Raw genomic sequence first — 18,117 nt, 5'->3', positions numbered from 1 at the left:
TAGCTGTGCTGGCGCTGCTGGTCATGTTCGCGATGGTCTTGCGGACGGCAGTGACTGTTGTAGCCCGGATGGACAACCAACAGAGGCATAACCACCAAGGGAACTGGCCTCAGCTGATCCCAGGAGGGCGGTTGGGTGAGGGATTCGGATCACGTAGTGGAGAGACAGCCCAGTGGCGGCCGGTGGTGGTGCTCTTGGCCACCTGCGGGAGCGTCGGACGAGCCTACAAGCAGTGGGATGCAGGAGGCCCGTTGGTGGCCCCGAGGGTGAGCCTGGCTGCTGCTGAGCGAGTGGTTTGGTCTGCGTGGAAGAGGCGGCACAGGCATGTTCGGCGCACGCGCCGACGTGAGCTGAAGGAACACGCCGCGATGGTGGTCGGAGCTTTGCGGGCGGTGGAGGCCAGGCAGGACACCGAGGCGGATACCGGGCAGGTCTTTGAAGATATGGCAGGCATGCTGCTGAAAATCGCACAGCGGTACGGCGAGGGCCGCACACTGGCCCTGTTGGATCCCGAGGATTTGAGCGGCGTCACCCCATCGGTGAACCAAGAGTGGGTGCGCCTGGTGACCCTGGGGGGCGTGGTGGTGGGTACGGCGTTGGCAGCGAACCTGTTAGGTGTGCCTGACTCGGCGATCGGGCCACTTACCGGCGTTGTCACCGTAATGACGGCCGGTGTGCTGTACGGAGCCCGCCTCGTGAGCACGGACCTCATCGATGTCATGCGTGGTCAGAGCCGCAAGTGATCGGGTCGACGAGATCACGTAGGCAACGGACTGGGCGAGGCGGCGGGCCCGCCAGGCTCGGTAGTCCGGCGGTTAGGTCTCGGCGGTGTGGCCGAGGACGGTGCTGGGCTCGCGCCATTCGGCGAGGGGCCGGTGGTGGCGACGATGGGGAGGCCCGCGAGGTGCAAGGGAGGGTGGCGGCCTGGTGGGCGCGGTAGCGTCGCCGGGAGAACCCATCAGGGAAGGACGATCACCGGATGCTGCACAGGACTGATGTCGCCGGCAGGCGCGGCCTGATCCTTGACTTCGCTGGCGTGCTCACGGCCAGTCCTCTCGCCGTCCACCGCGATTGGTGTGTGTCGGAAGGGCTTGCTCCGGGCGCCTGGCGTAGCACTCTCAACGATCATCCTGAGGGCCGGCGTCTGTACGACGCTCTGGAGATCGGGGAGATCGGGCAGGCCGAGTGGAACGAGGGAACAGCCGCGCTGTTGGGTGCGCATGTGGATCCGGTGAACCTGATGGGGCGGGCCTGGGCCGGGGTACCTGTGGCCCGCCGGATGGTCGCGCTCGCGCGTGCCGCGCGGGCCGCCGGTCACCGTCTCGCCCTGCTGTCCAACAGCTTCGGCCTCGACCCGTTCAACCCGTACGAACACGTCGGAATCTGGGACCTGTTCGACGTCCATGTCGTCTCCGAGCTGGTCGGGATGGCCAAGCCTGATCCGGCCATCTACGAGCTAGCCCTGGAACGGATCGGGCTGCCCGCCGAGCGGTGTGTGTTTGTGGACGATCACGCGGTGAACCTTCCGCCGGCGGCCGATCTGGGCATCACCACGGTCCACGTCACGGACGAGGACGCGGCCGTGGCCGAGCTGGAGGCGCTCCTCGGCGTCACGGCGGCGCTCGCCGCGTGAGTCCAACTGCGTTCTGAGCAAAGGCTGTCAGACCCGACGCTCCTGCCAGTACTGTCCGTGTGGGGCCCATCACGCGGAGGTTCTGAAGCATGCAGTGGTCGGAGTACACCACCTCTGAGCGCTTGAAGGCGCTGCGCGGCGGCATGACGCAGGAGCAGTTGGCGGAGGCGGCCGGCGTATCCGTCGGCGTGGTCCGCAAGCTCGAACGTGGCGGAACGGCTTCCCTGCCGTCCCTGCTGTCGATTGCCGACGCGCTCGGTACGGACATCGCCGTGCTCCTCGGCCAGCAGGCGCCACGGCGTTCCATGGACCGCGATGAGCGGGCCGCGTTGCGCCTGGTCTCCGCAGCCACCCATGACGCGGCTATCGGCATCCCCGCCGGTGTCGAGCCGGGCACCGTCGAAGAGCTCCGCGCCGTCGTCCGTCGCGCGGACGCCGCGTACTGGGGAGGCCGGTATACCGAGCTCGGCACTCTCCTGGGGCGGCTCCTTCCCGAGGCGCGGGCCAGGTTCGACATGGCCGGTCTCGATGAGCGGGAAGCCGCCGCCGGCGTCTTGACCGACACCTTTCAGACGGCGGGTATGGCCGCCAATGTGCTCGGATCACGAGATCTGGCGTATGCGGCGCTGACGTACGGCCGCCAGATTGCCGTGCAGGGCGGGGACGATCTCCGTGACGCGCACCTCGCCGCGACCACCGCGTGGGTCAATCTCCGCGACGGCCGTACGAAGCAGGGGTTCCTCCTCGCCGCGGCCCAGGCCGACCGGATCGAGCCCAAGATGAGCGAGCACGACCCGGATCGGCTCAGCGTCTACGGCCAGCTCGTCACGAACGCCGCTGTCGCCGCCTCCCGGGGCGGCGCGCACGCCGACAACGCTCGCGAGTACCTCTCCCAGGCCCATGCCGTTGCTGCCCGGATCGGGGACGAGCGCGCCCGCGGCTCGCACGCCCAGCCGTACGGGCCGATGTACGCCGCCACGCAGGCCATGAGCATCGCCGTGGCCCTTGGCGATACGGCCGGCGCGCTGCGGCTCATGGACACCGTCCGCCTGGACGATACGGTTCCCCTGGCTACACGGGCCCGTTACGGCCTGGACGTCGCCCTCACCCAGGTCGAATGCCGACGGTGGGACGCCGCCGCCGACACTCTCCAGGCCGTCTGCGAGATGGCCCCGGGATGGGTGCGCCACCAGATGCTTCCCGGCGTCATCATCAGCAGGCTCGCCGGTGTGTCCGTCAACCGACTGCGAGGACTGGCGAACTCCGCGGGTGTACCCCTCGGAGTGCGTTGACCTACGAGCCGAAGTACCACGGCCCGTAGTAGGTACGAGCACCCCATCAGCGCGACCGCTACGGGGCGTGGCACACCTCCGGGCGACCCTGCTTCCGCTGCCACGGGACGTGGCAGTCCGACTGGATACGGAGCCTCTCCACTGCGACGGGCCGTGCCTGGGCACGAACTCCGCAGCCCAGCAGCCTTGTGGGCATGCCGAACAACCCGCCCGGCGGACTCGGGCACGTACCCGTCGCCGTCTACTCCTGCGCCACCACCTCCACCGCCCTCGGTGAGAGCGAGGAGCGTGGTCGCTACTACGCCAACGCCCGGCACTGGCATGTCGCCGGCGTCTGGTCCGACCCCGACCCGGCGCTGCCGCTCATGGAGCGGCCGGGTTGGCAGGCTGTCACGGCCGCCCTGTCCGCCGGGATGATCCGGGGCGTCGTCGTCAGCGGCCCGACACATGTAGCTGCCGACGCCACCCAGTTCGCGGCTCTCGGCGTTCTCCTCCGTGACCGGGGAGGGTTCTTCGCGGACGCGTCGAGCGGTACCCCAACCCGTCGAACCCCCGGCCAGTCCCGTCGTCGCCGCGACATCGCGGACGCAGTCTCCGGCTGGTTCATGCAGACAAGGACGTACGAGGAGGACGGCTCGTGAGCGCCCGGCACGCCTGGGTCGGCGACCTCGTCCGGGACGGCGCTGGCCGGCGGGCGATCGTCACCGACGTCCGCGTCGGCGGCACCGTGTGGGTTCTGCGACCGGCGGTGGCCCCCACTGGGAGACCGACGACCCCAAGGGCCTCGAAATCCTCGCCTGCTCCGAAGCCCGGGACAGGCCGTGAGTGACCGCGCTCGCTGCCGACTCTTCCATCATGCCCGTGCACCACGCTCGAAAGGCGAAGCCCCCGTGTACGCGTTCGGCCTGTGCATCGACCAGCAGTACCTCGTCCCCGGCCTCGCCGCCCTCGCTGGCCTGGCCGACAGCCTCACCCCGGCGGCCCGCCGCGAAGCTGCCGTACGGGTGCTCACCCTCGACCTGGCCCCGTCGCAGGCACTCCTCCTCGCCGACTTCGCCAAGCGGGCCGGCTTCGGCTGCTTCGACCTCCGTCTATGCGCCCCTCTGCGCTCCTCGCGCATGGCAGACGCCTCGTACATCACCGTCACCACCTATCTGAGGTTCGAGTTCACGCCGCGCTTCGTCCGCCGTCCCTACCTGATCTATGTGGACGCCGACGTGCTCGTACGCGGAGACGTGAGCGAACCGCTCGGCTCCCTCGCGTCGGACGAGACCGGCGCCGTGCGGGACGAGTTCAACCCGGCCGTCGGCGAGTGCCCGGCACTGCCCGGAGCCGCCGAGCGCTGGCCTCATCTGCGCGGTCGCCCGTACTACAACGCGGGCGTGCTCTGGACCCACACCGGCCACATGCCCCGCATCCGACGAGGCGTCGAGCATGCCCTGATCCACGCCCGGCGCCACATCCTCCACAACGACCAGGACGCCCTGAACCTGTGGCTTCTGCGATCCGGTCGAGTCCGCCCGATGGCCGGCGGCTTCAACCGGTTCGAGGTCGGCCGATTCCTTGAGCGCGGGAACTGGGTACGCCGGGTCGTCACGCGCTCACTGAAGCCTGATCCGGCCGCCGCCCTCGTGCACTTCGTCGGTCCCCAGAAGCCGTGGCAGGCCGACTGCCCCGTCACGGAGGAAGTCGCCGAATACCGAAGGCACCTGGAAAGGACCATGCGTCACGTCCGGCGTCTGGGTGCCGTCGGCGTGGAACCGGCGGGTGTGCGGTGACCGCGGGGGTACCGCCCGCTGTCTCGCGCGCCGCCCTCGCGATGACCGGCGTACCGGCCCGCACCGCCCACCGCCTGTCCGTCCGTACGCGCACCGCCGTCTACCGGGTGGGCCTGGCCGACGGACGCGGTGTCGTGATCAAGCTGTACGCGGCGACCGCACGCCGCAACGCGATCACGGAGAGCGCGGCCATCCGGACCGTGGCCGACCACGTTCCCGTACCGGCCCTCATCGGATACGGCCACGTTCCGGGCCACGAGGCGACCGCCCTCGTCACCGCCGACCTCGGTCCGCTCACCCTCGGCAACGCCGTCCGCTCCGGCCGGATCTCCGACGAGCGAGCTCTGAAAGACCTGGCCGGCCTGCTCGGCCGCCTGCACCGGGCGCCCGTCCGGCCATGGGCCCCGCGCCGGCCGCTCCACGAGCAGGTCACCTCACTGAGCCGCCGCTGCCCGCCCAGCAGTCTCGACCGCATCGCGCCCGCGCTGGCCGCCATCGCCGACGCCGCCCACACGGCGCCCGTGTGGTGCCACGGCGACCTGCACGGCGACAACGTCGTGATCTCCGGCCCCCGAGCCGTCCGTCACCTGGTCGACTTCACCGACGCCGCAGCCGGTCCCCGCGAATCCGACGTCGCCCAGACCCTGGTCATGACCGATGCCCTCTCGACCCTCAGGGCCCGCACGGTCACCGATGCCTATCCCCTTGCCCTCGATCACCACCTGCTGGCTGCCTGGGCCGTCTTCCACACCCTCCGCTCCTGGGCGCATTCGTCCGCCGGCGACGACCGCGCCTTGTGGGCCCGCCGCCTGGACGACCTCAGCCGGCGGACTCCGCACCTCTTCCGTACGCGCCGCCCGGAAAGGACGCGCTGATGAACAGCCCTGCCCTGTCGGTAGTGATCCCGGCGTTCAACGAGGCCGCCTACCTGCCCCGTTACCTGCCCTCTGTCCTGGCCTCCCTCGCCCGCTGGGAGGAGGTCACCGGCCGCACGGGCGAGGTGGTCGTCGTCGACAACGCGAGCACCGACGCCACCGCCGACATGGCCGCCTCCTTCGGCGTCCGCGTCGTCACCGAGGCCGTCCGCAACATCGGTCGTGTCCGCAATACCGGAGCGAGCGCCGCCCGCAGCGGACGCCTGTTCTTCACCGACGCCGACGTGGCGCTGCCCCTGGAGGCGGTCACCGCCGCTGCTGCCGCCATGGACGCCGGGGCTGTCGGTGGCGCCATCCCTCCGCTCTACACGCCCGAGCGGCTGGGCGCCCGCCTGCTGTGCGCGTACTGGGACCACTACCGAACCCGCCGCGGCGGAGCCCAAGGCGTCAACCAGTTCTGCACCGCCGACGCCTTCCACCACATCGGTGGGTACCGGGACGACCTGTTCATGAGCGAGGACGTCGAGTTCTTCGCCCGACTCACCGCCCACGGCCAGGCCACCGACCGGCCCATGACCATCCTCGACGAACTGCGCGTACGCCCGTCGACCCGCCGCTACGACCAGTGGTCGAGCCTCCGGATGCTCTGGTGGCAGAACCCCATGACCGCCCGCCTGCGCCTCCGGTCACCCCGCATGTGGCGCCACTGGTACGAGACGACCGTGCGATGACGAAGGAGACCCCTGTGCAGCCCCAGCCCCTGGTCGACCTGCCGGTGCCGGACGGGCACGGCATCTACACCTTCCCCGACGACCTCCACCGCGCCCACCGGACGCACACCCAGCAGCTCGCCGCCCGCCATCGGATCCACGACCACCGCGTCCTGGAGGTGACCGCACCCCACCCCCGCGCCCCGTACTACATCGAGGCCCGCACCCCCGTCGGCCGTCAGGTTCTCGTCATCGAGCCCCACCACGACGACTTCGCCCTCTCCGCCTCGGGCACCTTCCTCGCCCACCCCCGAGCACTGACCGTCGTCACCGTCTTCGCCCGCTCTCGGAGCGTGCACCCCGCCCTGGAGACCACGTACGCCGACGTCGACACCGTGTCCGAGCTCCGCGACAGCGAAGGGGCCGCCGCGCTCGCACCGTTCGCCGCCCGCCGGTACCTCCTCGGCCACAAGGACGCCGAGCCCCCGTACCGTCCCTACGACCCGGAACTGCTCGACCAGGTCACCGAGGAGCTTCGCCGGATCGCCGTAGCCCACCCCGGCGCCGAACTCCTCGCGCCCGCCGCCGTCACCCGCCACCCCGACCACCTCCTCGTTCACGAGGCGGCCGTCCGCATCGGCTGCACCTGGTTCTGGGAGGACCTCGCCTTCTGGGCGACGTACGCGCTCGCCGGCTGCGACCAGCACTTGTTCCGTACGCGTACGGGGGTGACGATGCGGCCCGAGCTGGTCGACATCACCGACGTCGTGCTGGACAAGGTCACCATCCTGCGGATGCACGGCTCGCAGATGCACCCGGCCCGGAAGATGTACCGGCCGATCCGGCACGCCTTCACCACTGCGGCCGATCTCGTCGACGGAACCAGCCTCTACGCCGAGCGCTTCTACAGGACGGAGGCGCCGACGTGCTGATCATCGCCCTGGAGGGGCCTTCCTACGCCGGTAAGTCCACGGCCGTACGCCACCTCCGCCAGACCGCCCTCGGCTCGCGGGCGTACGTCTCCGACTGCTACGTCGAGCACATCGCCCACCGCGACGACATCCCTCCGGCCCTCACCGACTCGGCGGCCGCCCAACTCGCCGCCTTCGAGAGGTTCATGGAAATCGAGGCCATCCGAGTTGCCGAGGCCACCGCGAGCGGCAGGCAGCTCGTCATCCTCGACCGCTCCGTGGACACCCTCCTCGCTCACGCGTACGCCCTGGACGCCCTGTTCGGGCACGGCGTCCACCACCAGCTCCGCCACCGACTCAAGACGCTCCCGTTCCTGCGCCCCGACCACACCCTCTACCTCGACGTACCGGCGGAGACTCTCCACCTCCGCCGAAAGACCGTCGGCCACACCGCCGCCGAGTCCGAGTACTTCCTCCACGAGGCAGGCTTCCTCCGCCACGCCCGCGATTACTTCGTCCACACACCCCGCCGACCTGTGACGCAAGAGCTCACGGTCTTGGCCGCCGACGCGGGACCGGACGAAGTCGCCCAGGCCGTGGAAGCCCTCGTCGGCTTCTGGGCGCGGTGACCGCCGATGCCCACCGCTCTCTTCGCCTGGCGCCGCACCCCGCCCCCGTTCCTCATCGGCGGCGCCGAGGTCACCCAGCAGCTCCTCGCCGAGGAACTCGCCGCCGCCGGTTGGCACGTCACCTACCTCGGCTCGCACGAGGCGCCCTGGGACGGAGCCACCCAGCTCCCCGACATGCGTGCCCACCTGGACAAACATCGTGTCCCGTACGACGAAGAAGAGGGCGCCCTGCGCTACCGGTGGAGCGGGGTCGAGTGCGTGGCGTTGACGCAGGACAACGTGGAGCACGCACTCGACGGTCTCCTGCGCGACCGCCACCCCGACACCGTGTTCACCTCGCAGGAAGGCTCGGCGCAGCTTGCCACGCAGGCCCGACCGATCGCGCTCGTCGCCGGCCTCCTGCACTCCGTCTCCGCCACCGGCTTGGGAGTCCTCGCCGGCCGACCCCACTACGGCCTTGCCGTGTCGGATTTCGTCCGGGCACGTGCACCCCACACGCCTGGAACCCGGCTGGCCGTGATGTACCCGCCGTTCGCACTGCCCGAGGAGAGCTCGGGTGAGGCCCGCACCGCGTCCGTACTCATGATCAACCCCATCCCCGCCAAGGGATCCGAGCTACTGCACCAGATCGTCCGTCTCATGCCCGAACAGCACTTCACCCTGGTCGAAGGCTGGTGGGACGTCTCAACCGACTTCGCGTCCTATCCGAACGTCACGTACGTGCCCCGCGTCTACGACATGGAGCCCTTGTACCGCAGTCACCGACTGCTGCTGGTCCCGTCCACCGTGGAAGACGCCTTCCCCCGTGTGATCGTCGAGGCCGCCCTCCATGGTGTCCCGACCATCGGCACCGACAAGGGCGGCATCCCCGAAGCCATCGGCGGCGCCGGGATCGTCCTGCCTGCCACCGCCGGCCCCGAGGCGTGGGTGCGAGCGATCCGAGACACCGACCACGAATCGCTGGGGGAACAGGCCCGCACCGGAGCGGCACGGTTCACCCGCCTGTGCCTGCCGGAGCTCCGGGAACTGGGGATCTAGAGAGCGCCGCCGAACGCCCGCTCCACCTCGTCGAGCCGCTCCGTCCACCAGTGAAGGAGCGCCTCGTCGGCGATGAACAGGTCGTCGCAGGAGTGGTCGTCCCGGTCGTAGTGGAATTCGAGCTGCCAGAAGTCCGTCATCCGCTTCCACCACAGGCGGCGCGCGGCGTCGAGCAGCGCGGTCGGCTCCAACGGGACCACCGACCGGTAGCCACTGATGAAGGCCGACACCCGCTCCAGGTCGAAGACGCCCTCCACCCCGAACTGCACCTGCGCGGTGCGGACGACCTCTTCCGCGTACGGGCGGACGCCCAGCCGGTCCCAGTCCAGGACGGCAACCAGTTCGCCGTCCGCCCAGAGGAGGTTCCGGTACTGGAAGTCACCGTGCGTCCAGCCATGCGGGCCCGTAGGGGTGTCTCCCCCGGGGCGCAGGTGGGCGTGCTTGTCGAGGAGAATCTTGCGTTCTTCGAGGGCGACGTCCGCAGCCGCGTCGAAGCTGTCGCCCGCGCCTCGGGCCGACACCACTCCGGCAAGCCGATCGGCTTTCTGGACGGCTCGGCCGGCCTCGGTCACCTCAGCGGTGACCGAGGCTGGCACGGCTGGCATCCCGGCCTCATCGACCGCCCGGCCGAGTGCCGCATGGAGTCCCGCGAGGTGTGCACCGAGCTCGGACGTCTGTGCCGGCGACAGGTCGGTTCCGCGAACGTGCTCCCCGGACGACCAGGGAAACAGGCAGTAGACACCACCGCGGACCTCGGCGATCACCTCACCGTGGACGGTGGAGACCGGGGCGCATGCGGGGACTCCGTATGAAGCCAGGACAGGAAGGACCGCGAGGTTGCGACGCAATCGATCGAGCGGCACGTCCGTGACCCGCTTGAGGGCGAACCTCCCGGCCCGGGTGTCCAGCCGCCAGTTTACGTTCATGAGGCCATCGGCCAGGTGCTGCCGATCCAGCACTTTGTCGATGCCGTAGGCCCTGATCAGCTCGGCAAGATCAGCTGCGGGGATGCGCGTCCTGTCCGTCCCACTCGTGTAGGTCACCCAGGCGACGATACGGGGGTCGGCCGCCCCGACGCACAAGGATCACTGGGCTGCGGGGTCGGTGCGCCTCGTGTCCGGGGTCTTGTTCATTCAGTGACGGCTGCGGCCTGTTCCGTTTCGGAACAGCTCGGCTGATCAACGCCGTCGCACATGCGGCTGCTGCTGTGCGGCGGCCGGTGTGGCTGCTGGCGGGTGGGGCGTAGTGGTGGGGAGCCGTGTGGTGCTGCGGGCCATGGCTGCCTGGGCGCGGGGGCCGGGTGTGTGGCGTTGGCCGAGGCGGTGGATGCGCCAGGTCAGGATGCGGGCGGGGTTGCGTGCGCCGTCGAGGGTGCGGTGGCCGAGGGCCCGGTCGAGGAGGTTGCCCGGGTTGTGGCCGGCTGCTTCCGCGTCGGCGAGGACGGTGGCGAGGGCGTCCCAGGCAGGGTCCTGCAGGATGCGTTCGGCGCGCTCGGGGACAGCCTGCTGGAGGTGTCGGGCGTAGCGCTGCCTGGTCTGGATGCCGGGGGTGCGGTGGGTGAGGCCATCCAGGACCGGGACTGCGATGTGTGCGTGGGCGGTCTGGAGGTGGACGAGGGTCTGCTGGGCTGCCGCTTCCTGCTGGGCGTGCTGGTGGGTGCGGTGCCAGTGCCTCGCGAACGCCACGGCGATGAGGGCGGCGTCCAGGAGCATCGCCAGTCCCGCGCCGTCTCGTGCGGCGGCAGGGGTGCGCAGGATTGTCTGGACGCTGCGGCGCAGGACGTGGGCGCTGGCGAGGTCGGCGGTGATACGGGAGCGGGTGGCGCGCTCGAAGACGGCGGCGGCACATTCGAGTTCGGCCCTCGCCGCAGCTGGTGCGGTGAGGGGCAGCAGATCAAGGGCTCCGCCGAGGGCGACGAGCTGGCCCTGGACGATGCGGTCGTCGCCGTGTGTGACGTGGTCGGGGATGCGTTCGGTGGCGGCGGTGGCCTGGTGCCAGGGGTCGGTCGGGCGGACGGTTATGGGTTCGGGGCTGGTGGCGGTGAGGCGGTGGCGGATCTCGGGCAGGGAGAGATCGCCGGCGAGGGTGGAGCCGGAGAACCACACTCGCTTGCCCTCCTTGTTGAGGTCGCCGGGCAGGGCGACGCTGTAGCCGAGGATGTCGCCGGACGGGCCGGTCTTGGGGCGTACGTCGACGCCGGTCGCCTCCAGCAGCGCGAAGAACTCCGTCTCGCTGGAAGCGGCGGCCACCGCGCGGCGGACACGCCGGCGCAACATCTCGCGGGTCGTGATGTTCTGGCCTTGGCGCTTGGCCTTGAAGTGTTCCTTGCTGGTGGGGCGTTTGGCAGCGGTGCCGTCGCCAGGGTTGAGGCGGCGCAGGCCGAGGTCGGCTTCGATCTTTCGGGCTTCGCGTTGGACGGCGCGGATGTCGTGGTCGCGGCGGGGGCGGCGGCCGTCCTGACGTACGAGGGTGGCGGCGATGTGGATGTGGTCGTCGGCATGGCGGACCGCCACCCAACGGCAGGCTTCCTCGTCGCCTTCGGGGGCGATGCCGGCGGCGGCCACGATCCGTCGGGCGATGTCCGCCCACTGGGCGTCGGTGAGGATCGGGTCATCGGGAGCGGCCCGGACCGGGCAGTGCCACACGGTGGTCGTGGGAGCCTTGTCGCCGAGCATCTTCAAGGGCTGGTCGAGCTGCGCGGCGAGCTGCTCCTCGACCTGCTTCGGCTTGCGGTGGGGGCTGCGGCCGGGGTCAGGGGCGAAGCCGTTCCAGGACGCCACGAGGTGCGGGTCGGTGTGCTCGTTGGCGCTCCCCGGGCCGTAGAGGTAGCCGATCAGACGGCGTGTGGCGCGCTCGCCCTTGCCGAGGATGATCTTCGGGATCATGCGGTCACCGTCCCGAAGTCACTTGGGAGACGGCCACGTCCACGTCGCCGATCGACGCCTCGACCCGGTCCAGCAGCTGGGCCACGATGTCCGGTGCGGGCCACGCGCCGTCCTTGTTGAGGTGCCAGGCGAGCTGGTTGAGATTGCCACCGATCTTGGCGAGCTGCCTGTTCGCGGCCATCAGCGCCTTGACCATGGAGCGGTAGTCGGCGACCGCAGCCGAGGGGTCGTCGGAACGGGCAGCGGCGAGCGAGGTCTCGGCGACGTAGCCGCCGACGGGCATACGGCTGAGGTCGGCGGCTGTCACGAGGAGGGCGAACTCGTCGTTGCTGTAGCGCGGGTGGACGCGCTTCTCACGCAGTGTGGGCTCACGCAGACGACGACGCGGCGCAAGTGGCTGCGTGGCCCCTCCCACGGTCGGCTCCCCCGGGCCGGCCGACTTCGGCGCCCCCTCGGCGCCGGACGCCTCCGCCTCCCCCGGGGCGGAGGCCGGGTAAGGACTCCTTACCCGACAACTTGCTCCGCTGTCCTGGGCCGAGGAGATGAGTGTCTGCTGCTGAGCTGCGGGGAGTTCAAAGCGCTGTTCAGGCATGGTGGCTCCAGTGGTGACAGGGACCGTGTCCCATCCGTCGCACGCGTCCCACGCCTGGTCAGCACAGGTACGGATACGTGGGCAGGTACGGACATGTGCGTCCCGGTGAGTGCATCCGTCCCCGCGCTGACCTGCACAGGGACGGATGCGACGCAGTGATACGGACCCAGGGGGACGCGGGTTAGCGGGCGCGTGTGGGGCCGGAAAGACCGCCGGGCGGGCCGATGGGTAGCGAGCCCGAGGGCGCCGCGGGGAGCTTGCTCCGGGACGGGGGTGCAGCAGCGGACGTCTCGGCGAGGTCGGGGCAGTGTCGTGCCCAGGGATCCACGAAGCGATTACGTGCGTATGCCTTGGCCTGCTTGCCTTGCTCGAACCGGTAGTTGGCGGGGCGGATACCGAAGTCACGGAGCATGGCGCTCAGGTAGTAGGCGTTGAGCCCCTTGTTGCCGTGCTCCGCCCAAGGGGCGTCGGCGTCCTGGAGCAGGTCGGCGACCAGAGTCTGTGAAGGCAGGGCCTCGGGGTTGCCGTGTTCCTGGAAGATGCGGTGGATGTCGCGCAGCAGCCGCGTCTTCAGGCTGGTCTGTTCGTCCTGGACCGCCTCGTACCGGGTCATCGCCACGCAGGCTGCACGGGCACGTGCGGGCCAGTGGCCGCCGGCCAGGTCGGCGATGATCACCAGTGGCTCCCAGGTGTCCGCCGCCCGGTCCTCCACCGGCATCACCGGCACTCTGTGGGAAGCCGCGCTGCGCAGCGGCCCCAGCCAGGCCGCCAGCCGGTCACGCAGCGAGTTGAGTTCGGGCACCGAGAAGCGCGAACGGAACGGGGCGACCTTCTCCGTCGGCTTGCGCTTCTGCATTCGCAGCACGACGGCCCGGTCCATGATCGTGTCCGGCAGGTCTCCGATGCCCGCTAGCGCGGCCATGGCGAAGGTGGGGTACGCGGTGGGCTTGTGCTCGGGGCCGGAGATACGCCAGGCGGGCCGGTTGCGCTGGTGCCCGGCGTTCAGCAGGCCGCGCAGGTCCTCCTTGTCGCCGGCCTTGGGGCCGAAGATGGTGTCGGCCTCGTCCACCAGCAGTGTCGGCGGGTTCTTGCCGATGACGCGGAAGACGACCGCAGGCGAGGTGTTCACCGTCATCATCGGTTGGTGCACGGTCTCGTGGAGCACGTCCAGGACACGGGACTTGCCGCATCCCTTGGTCGGGCCCACCACCGCCAGTCGCGGCGCGTGCTGCAGAGCGGTCTGGATGTGTGTGGCCGCCACCCACAACGTGACCGCTGTCAGCGCCTCCTCGCTCGGCAGCACCACGTACTTGGCGATTGCCGCCCGCACCTCATCCAGCACTTCCGCGCCGTCGCCGGAATCCTGTTCCGCTGGGCCTGCCGGTGCCCGAGGAGGCCGGAGATCTGTCTCGTGCTCCGGTCCCGGTGAGCTGACGGGACCGGCCTCGTTCTGCTGGCCGGTCCCCGCTTCGGGACCGACGGTCCCCGGCGGTCGGTGGGGACCGCGCTCGCGGTCCCCGTCCCGGTCCCCTGGCGTAGCGCCGACCTTCTGGGGACCGGTCCCCACGCCAGCACTGTTGACCTGCGCGTTTGCATCCGATGCGGGCCCGGGGACCGCAGCTTGCGGGGACCGTGAATCGGGCACGTCGCGGGGACGGTCCCCAACGGCGGCCTCGGGCGGAGATTGGGGACCGCGCGCTTCTGCATCCAGCGGGGGTTCGTCGGTCCCCGATTCCGGGGACCGTGTGTCCTCCTGGTTTCCGCGGCGCCAGGGGATGCCTTCGCCGGGGACCGCGGGGGTCGGCCACTTGGCGGGCGAGGTGTTCGTGGTGATGCGGGACGTAGAGTCCTCCATAGGCGTTCCTCTCCGGTGAGGGGCAGGACGGGCAAGGTCCCGCCCCTCACCAGCTCGTTCGATCAGGGATGGGCAGTCGGCAGGGGAGTCTTCGGCCCTCGGCGTTGGCTCGCCGGGGGCCGCTTCGTTGTCCGGGCCAGACGTGGGGTTACGCCGTGAGGTCGTACGACGTCTGGGAATCCAGCCATGCGTCCACCTCCTGCCAGCGGTAGCGCAGGTGACGGCCGACCTTGTGGACGTTCGGGCCGGTGCCCCGGTACTTCCACTGATAGAGGGTCTTCACCGGCACCCCGAGGTACGCGGCGACTTCCGCAGGGGCGGCAAGCGGACCGCGCTGGGCAGACGCAGCAGCGGCAGGGGCGCGATGGGGAGAAGGGTTCGGCACAGGGCTCCTTTTCGTTCTTGGATAACGGGCGGAGGAAAACCTCCGCGCTGCCCAGCGAGGAGCGCAGGCTCGGCTCTAAAGGCTCGGGCAGGGCGGGGGAGGTCAAAACTGTAAGGGCGAATCCCCGGTCGCAGAAATTTCTCTCGCGGAATCGGAATTTTTCTGCGGCGAGGTGATCGTCGGAGGTATCGGAATCCGATACCTCTGCAGCTCAGAGACGGAATGTAGCGGCCGGGGCGGGCGTGGTTAAGTCGCCGACCAATGCGGCTGATAGGTGGCCAAATAGGTCATATTTGAGAAGTGGAGGGAAGATAGCACAGGCTTCTCGCTGAAACTGCTCGTGAGGTATCGGAATTCGACGAGACGAACGCCACTTCCTTCTGGGGCGACTTCTGTGGAGTTTGTGAACCAACTCTTGCCAAGGGGCCCGAATGCGAGTTACAGCTATCCGTCATGGCAACTCGACCCCACAGAATTCGGCCCGCCGGCTTCCGCGCCGCCCGTGCCGTCACGCACGAACGTCTCGCCCTCGGTCTTCCTTCCGCTCTCTTGCTCCTACCGTTTTCCACGGTGTCCGATGACGACCGGAGGGGGTGCTAGTTGGCGCGCGTCTGGATTGAGGACCGCACCGCTCACGCGGCGTACACACGGGCCGTGGCACAGGCCAAGCGGGCAGGCCGCACCCCGCCTGGGCGCTACCGCGTGCGCTGGTACGACCCCGATGGCAAGCCGAAGATGAAGACGGTGGCCCGCAAGGTTGATGCCGAGGCGGAGCGGACGAGGGTGGAGTCCCGCCTCGGCGATGGCACATACCGTGATCCGGCCGCAGGGCGTGTGAAGCTCGCGGAGGTGGCAGAGTCCTGGCTGGCGGCGCAGGTCCACCTCAAGCGCTCAACCCGTAACCGCTACCAGGGTGTTCTCGACGTCCATGTAATCCCGAAATGGGGTTCCACCCCGTTGGATCGCATCCGCTTCGAAGATGTCTCCGAGTGGCTCGCCGAGATGCTGTCCGGCGAAGCGGCGGGCGGCAGGAAACTCAGCCCCCGCTCGGTCCGCAAGGCGTACGTCGTCCTCAGCCGTGTGCTCGGTTTCGCGGTCAAGTCCCGCCGCCTGGCCTTCAACCCGGCCGTCGGCGTAGCCCTGCCGAAGCCGGTGCCTGCCGACCACGTCTATCTCGACGACCTTCAGGCCGAGGCACTGGCCGACGCGGCAGGCGCGTACCGCGTCTTCATCCTGCTGCTTGCCTACACGGGCTTGCGCTGGGGCGAGGCGTCCGCGCTGAAGGTGGGCCGCGTCGACCTCGATGCGTGCCGCGCGCACATCGTCGAGGCGTACGTCGAGGACAACGGCAAGCTCTACCTCGACAGCCCGAAGAACCACGAACGCCGGTCCGTGCCGATCCCGCGGTTCCTCGTCGAGGAGTTGAAGCTCCACGTCGACGGACGAGGAGAGAGCGAGCTCCTGTTCACCGCACCGCAGGGCGGCCCGCTGCGGGCCCGTAACTTCCGGCAGCGGTTCTTCGCACCGGCGGTCACCAAGGCGGACCTTGGCCACCTCAAGCTCACCCCACACAAGCTGCGGCACACGGCGGCCTCGCTCGCCATCGCCAGCGGCGCGGACGTTAACGTCGTCCAGACGATGCTCGGCCACAAGTCCGCGACCCTGACGCTGGACACGTACGGCCACCTCTTCCCCGACCGCCTCGACGAGGTCTCGAAGAAGATGCACAAGCGGCGTGCGAAGCAACTGGCCAAGGCGAAGGCCAAGCTGGAGAAGGCAGAGAGGAAGGCGCGCGAGGCCGCCGGCGCGGTGGCCGCCCTGGAGGGCGTTGCAGTGTGATCGCTTCCTGATCCGTGCAGAGGTTCGCCGGGCGCTGCCCGAAAGATGGGAGGGTGGCACCCGGCGCCAGGGCGCGGCTCAGTCGTTGCTCGGAGCCCGGTTCATGTGCGGTCGCATAACGGCTTCCATTGCCTCGGCAGCGTCCCGCATCGCCTGTCGGTTGATCTCCTCGGGGACCTCGCGGTCGTCGTAGACGAAGAGCCGTCCGTCCACGAGCTGGGTCTTCGGCTGCCAGCCGAGGCGACGGCTGGCCTCGCGGGCGGCACGCCGTACGTCCTTGAGATCGCCCATCTCTTCCAGATCGCTGCTGCTCAGGATCAGCTGCCCGTAGTAGCCCTGGTAGTCGGGCTTCAGCTCGGCCTCCATGAGGCTCTCCAGGCGGGCGACCAGGTTGTCGTGGCGGCGCTTGGCCAGTTCGTCCTTGGCGGGCATCGCGGTACAGCTCCCCCTTGGCGTACACCCCATGTGTGCCAAATCCGTGCCGGAAGCCAGAGGCCCTGTCGCCCCAAGGGGTGACAGGGCCTCTGACCTGCTACTTAAGCGTGCCCCCGGCAGGATTCGAACCTGCGACACCCGCTTTAGGAGAGCGGTGCTCTATCCCCTGAGCTACGGAGGCGGGGTCCTGCGGGAAACGCGGAGGAGGCGCTGGGCTTCTTCCGGTTCCGGCAAGAGGGACCGCCGGGAGCGGCGGTCCCAGACAGGTTAGCGGATGGGGGTGGGTGGTGGGGCTGCGGTCGGTGTCCGGGCGCCGACCGGATCTCCGGGGGCTACCGGCGGCCGGGGGCTGACCGGTCGCCGGGGCTGGCCGGTCGCCGGGGAGTGCCCCCGGAGCCCGAGGGAGGCGGGGACCAGCCCGGCCTCCCCACCTCCACCCCGCCCTTCGCCCCGTCAAGGGAGCTATTCCGGCGCAATTGGTGAGGAGCCGGTGCGTCGGTCGGGGGGAGTGGGCATGGATCTTCCGTCCGGTATGTGGCTGGAGGTCCCCTTGGTTCAGCAATATGACGCGATCGCGGTGCGGGACGCGGATATCGAGCGGGTGGTGGGGCCTTACCGGGAGCGGGTGGAGATTCCTTCGCTGGTGGGGGCTCTGGGGGATGTCGCGGGGGCTTCGGTGCTGGATGTGGGGTGCGGGTCGGGGGCGTATGCGCGGTTGTTGAGGCGGCGGGGGGCGGCCGAGGTGGTGGGGGTGGATGTGTCGGCGGCGATGGTGGCCGAGGCGCGGCGGGCGGAGGAGCGGGAGCCGTTGGGGGTGCGGTACGAGGTGCACGACCTGGCGGCCCTGCCGGTGCTGGGGGAGTTCTCGGCGGCGGTCGCCGTCGCGGTGCTGCATTACGCGGACAGCCGGCGGACCCTGGCGCGGATGGGGGAGCGGATCTGCGCGAACCTCGCGCCCGCGGGCCGGCTGTTCGCGCTGGTGGGTAATCCGCGCGTGACGGCGGGCGTTCCGCTGGCGAACGGGTTCGTCGTGCACCGCCCGGTGGGCCTCCGGGACGGGGACCCGTACACGGTCTCGGTGCCCACCGTTCCCCCGACCACGTTGAGCGTGCGCCACTGGAGCTGCGGGGCGTTCGAGGAGACGCTGCTCGCCTCGGGGTTCGCCCGGGTGGTCTGGGAGCCGTTGCAGGGGGCGGCCGACGGGGGCGGCGGTGGCGACGAGCCGGTGAATCTTCTGCTGCGTGCGGAGAAGGGGTAGCG

18 protein-coding genes and 1 tRNA gene are annotated in these 18,117 nt (G+C 69.9%); 12 read left to right on the top strand and 7 right to left on the bottom strand.

Annotated features, from left to right (window positions below):
- The first annotated feature begins 368 nt into the window (after positions 1–368).
- From ACF1BH_RS17855 to ACF1BH_RS17810, 10 genes are all read left to right on the top strand, one after another.
- Positions 369–743 carry a hypothetical protein gene (locus tag ACF1BH_RS17855; protein WP_391643422.1) on the top strand — a complete coding sequence of 125 codons (375 nt, stop codon included), beginning with the start codon at positions 369–371 and terminating at the stop codon, positions 741–743.
- A gap of 236 nt (positions 744–979) precedes the next feature.
- Positions 980–1,633, top strand: coding sequence for an HAD-IA family hydrolase (locus ACF1BH_RS17850; protein WP_391643421.1), 654 nt, complete (start codon positions 980–982; stop codon positions 1,631–1,633).
- 89 nt (positions 1,634–1,722) lie between these two features.
- On the top strand, positions 1,723–2,925 hold the full coding sequence (locus ACF1BH_RS17845; RefSeq protein ID WP_391643420.1) for a helix-turn-helix domain-containing protein: 1,203 nt from the start codon (positions 1,723–1,725) through the stop codon (positions 2,923–2,925).
- Between the two features lie 194 nt (positions 2,926–3,119).
- Positions 3,120–3,566 (top strand): hypothetical protein, encoded by a 447-nt coding sequence (locus ACF1BH_RS17840; RefSeq protein ID WP_391643419.1) that lies wholly within the window; start codon positions 3,120–3,122, stop codon positions 3,564–3,566.
- A 249-nt stretch (positions 3,567–3,815) separates the two neighbouring features.
- Positions 3,816–4,703 carry a glycosyltransferase family 8 protein gene (locus ACF1BH_RS17835; RefSeq protein WP_391643418.1) on the top strand — a complete coding sequence of 296 codons (888 nt, stop codon included), beginning with the start codon at positions 3,816–3,818 and terminating at the stop codon, positions 4,701–4,703.
- The gene (locus ACF1BH_RS17830; protein WP_391643417.1) at positions 4,700–5,578 is read left to right on the top strand and encodes a phosphotransferase; all 879 of its coding nucleotides are present in this window, start codon (positions 4,700–4,702) and stop codon (positions 5,576–5,578) included. The genes ACF1BH_RS17835 and ACF1BH_RS17830 overlap by 4 nt, the downstream gene beginning before the upstream one ends.
- Positions 5,578–6,309 carry a glycosyltransferase gene (locus tag ACF1BH_RS17825; protein ID WP_391643416.1) on the top strand — a complete coding sequence of 244 codons (732 nt, stop codon included), beginning with the start codon at positions 5,578–5,580 and terminating at the stop codon, positions 6,307–6,309. The genes ACF1BH_RS17830 and ACF1BH_RS17825 overlap by 1 nt, the downstream gene beginning before the upstream one ends.
- Positions 6,306–7,220 carry a PIG-L deacetylase family protein gene (locus ACF1BH_RS17820; protein WP_391643415.1) on the top strand — a complete coding sequence of 305 codons (915 nt, stop codon included), beginning with the start codon at positions 6,306–6,308 and terminating at the stop codon, positions 7,218–7,220. Before ACF1BH_RS17825 ends, ACF1BH_RS17820 begins: the two co-directional genes overlap by 4 nt.
- The gene (locus ACF1BH_RS17815; RefSeq protein WP_391643414.1) at positions 7,214–7,828 is read left to right on the top strand and encodes a hypothetical protein; all 615 of its coding nucleotides are present in this window, start codon (positions 7,214–7,216) and stop codon (positions 7,826–7,828) included. Before ACF1BH_RS17820 ends, ACF1BH_RS17815 begins: the two co-directional genes overlap by 7 nt.
- A 6-nt stretch (positions 7,829–7,834) precedes the next feature.
- The gene (locus ACF1BH_RS17810; protein ID WP_391643413.1) at positions 7,835–8,866 is read left to right on the top strand and encodes a glycosyltransferase; all 1,032 of its coding nucleotides are present in this window, start codon (positions 7,835–7,837) and stop codon (positions 8,864–8,866) included.
- Here ACF1BH_RS17810 and ACF1BH_RS17805 read toward each other — a convergent pair.
- The 5 genes from ACF1BH_RS17805 to ACF1BH_RS17785 form a co-directional block, all read right to left on the bottom strand.
- Positions 8,863–9,948 carry a phosphotransferase gene (locus ACF1BH_RS17805; RefSeq protein ID WP_391643412.1) on the bottom strand — a complete coding sequence of 362 codons (1,086 nt, stop codon included), beginning with the start codon at positions 9,946–9,948 and terminating at the stop codon, positions 8,863–8,865. The two genes, ACF1BH_RS17810 and ACF1BH_RS17805, sit on opposite strands and share 4 nt — an antisense overlap.
- A gap of 96 nt (positions 9,949–10,044) precedes the next feature.
- On the bottom strand, positions 10,045–11,751 hold the full coding sequence (locus tag ACF1BH_RS17800) for a mobilization protein (RefSeq protein WP_391643411.1): 1,707 nt from the start codon (positions 11,749–11,751) through the stop codon (positions 10,045–10,047).
- A 4-nt stretch (positions 11,752–11,755) separates the two neighbouring features.
- Positions 11,756–12,343, bottom strand: coding sequence for a plasmid mobilization protein (locus tag ACF1BH_RS17795; protein ID WP_391643410.1), 588 nt, complete (start codon positions 12,341–12,343; stop codon positions 11,756–11,758).
- 181 nt (positions 12,344–12,524) lie between these two features.
- Positions 12,525–13,685, bottom strand: coding sequence for a DUF3631 domain-containing protein (locus ACF1BH_RS17790; RefSeq protein ID WP_391643409.1), 1,161 nt, complete (start codon positions 13,683–13,685; stop codon positions 12,525–12,527).
- Between the two features lie 661 nt (positions 13,686–14,346).
- On the bottom strand, positions 14,347–14,583 hold the full coding sequence (locus ACF1BH_RS17785; RefSeq protein WP_391643408.1) for a helix-turn-helix transcriptional regulator: 237 nt from the start codon (positions 14,581–14,583) through the stop codon (positions 14,347–14,349).
- 654 nt (positions 14,584–15,237) lie between these two features.
- Here ACF1BH_RS17785 and ACF1BH_RS17780 point away from each other — a divergent pair.
- Positions 15,238–16,422, top strand: coding sequence for a tyrosine-type recombinase/integrase (locus tag ACF1BH_RS17780; protein ID WP_391643407.1), 1,185 nt, complete (start codon positions 15,238–15,240; stop codon positions 16,420–16,422).
- Positions 16,423–16,500: 78 nt separating this feature from the next.
- On the opposite strand, the gene ACF1BH_RS17775 is transcribed toward ACF1BH_RS17780, so the two are convergent.
- Together ACF1BH_RS17775 and ACF1BH_RS17770 are read right to left on the bottom strand one after the other, a co-directional pair.
- Positions 16,501–16,854, bottom strand: coding sequence for a hypothetical protein (locus ACF1BH_RS17775; RefSeq protein WP_391643406.1), 354 nt, complete (start codon positions 16,852–16,854; stop codon positions 16,501–16,503).
- 111 nt (positions 16,855–16,965) lie between these two features.
- Positions 16,966–17,038: transfer RNA gene (locus ACF1BH_RS17770), tRNA-Arg, on the bottom strand.
- Positions 17,039–17,371: 333 nt separating this feature from the next.
- On the opposite strand from ACF1BH_RS17770, the gene ACF1BH_RS17765 reads away from it, so the two are divergent.
- Complete coding sequence (locus ACF1BH_RS17765; protein ID WP_391643405.1) at positions 17,372–18,115, top strand: class I SAM-dependent methyltransferase; 744 nt, start codon at positions 17,372–17,374, stop codon at positions 18,113–18,115.
- Positions 18,116–18,117 lie beyond the last annotated feature (2 nt).

This window comes from Streptomyces sp. NPDC014733 (assembly GCF_043083385.1).
Lineage (GTDB): Bacteria > Actinomycetota > Actinomycetes > Streptomycetales > Streptomycetaceae > Streptomyces.
This window is presented reverse-complemented; position numbering and strand designations above follow the sequence as displayed.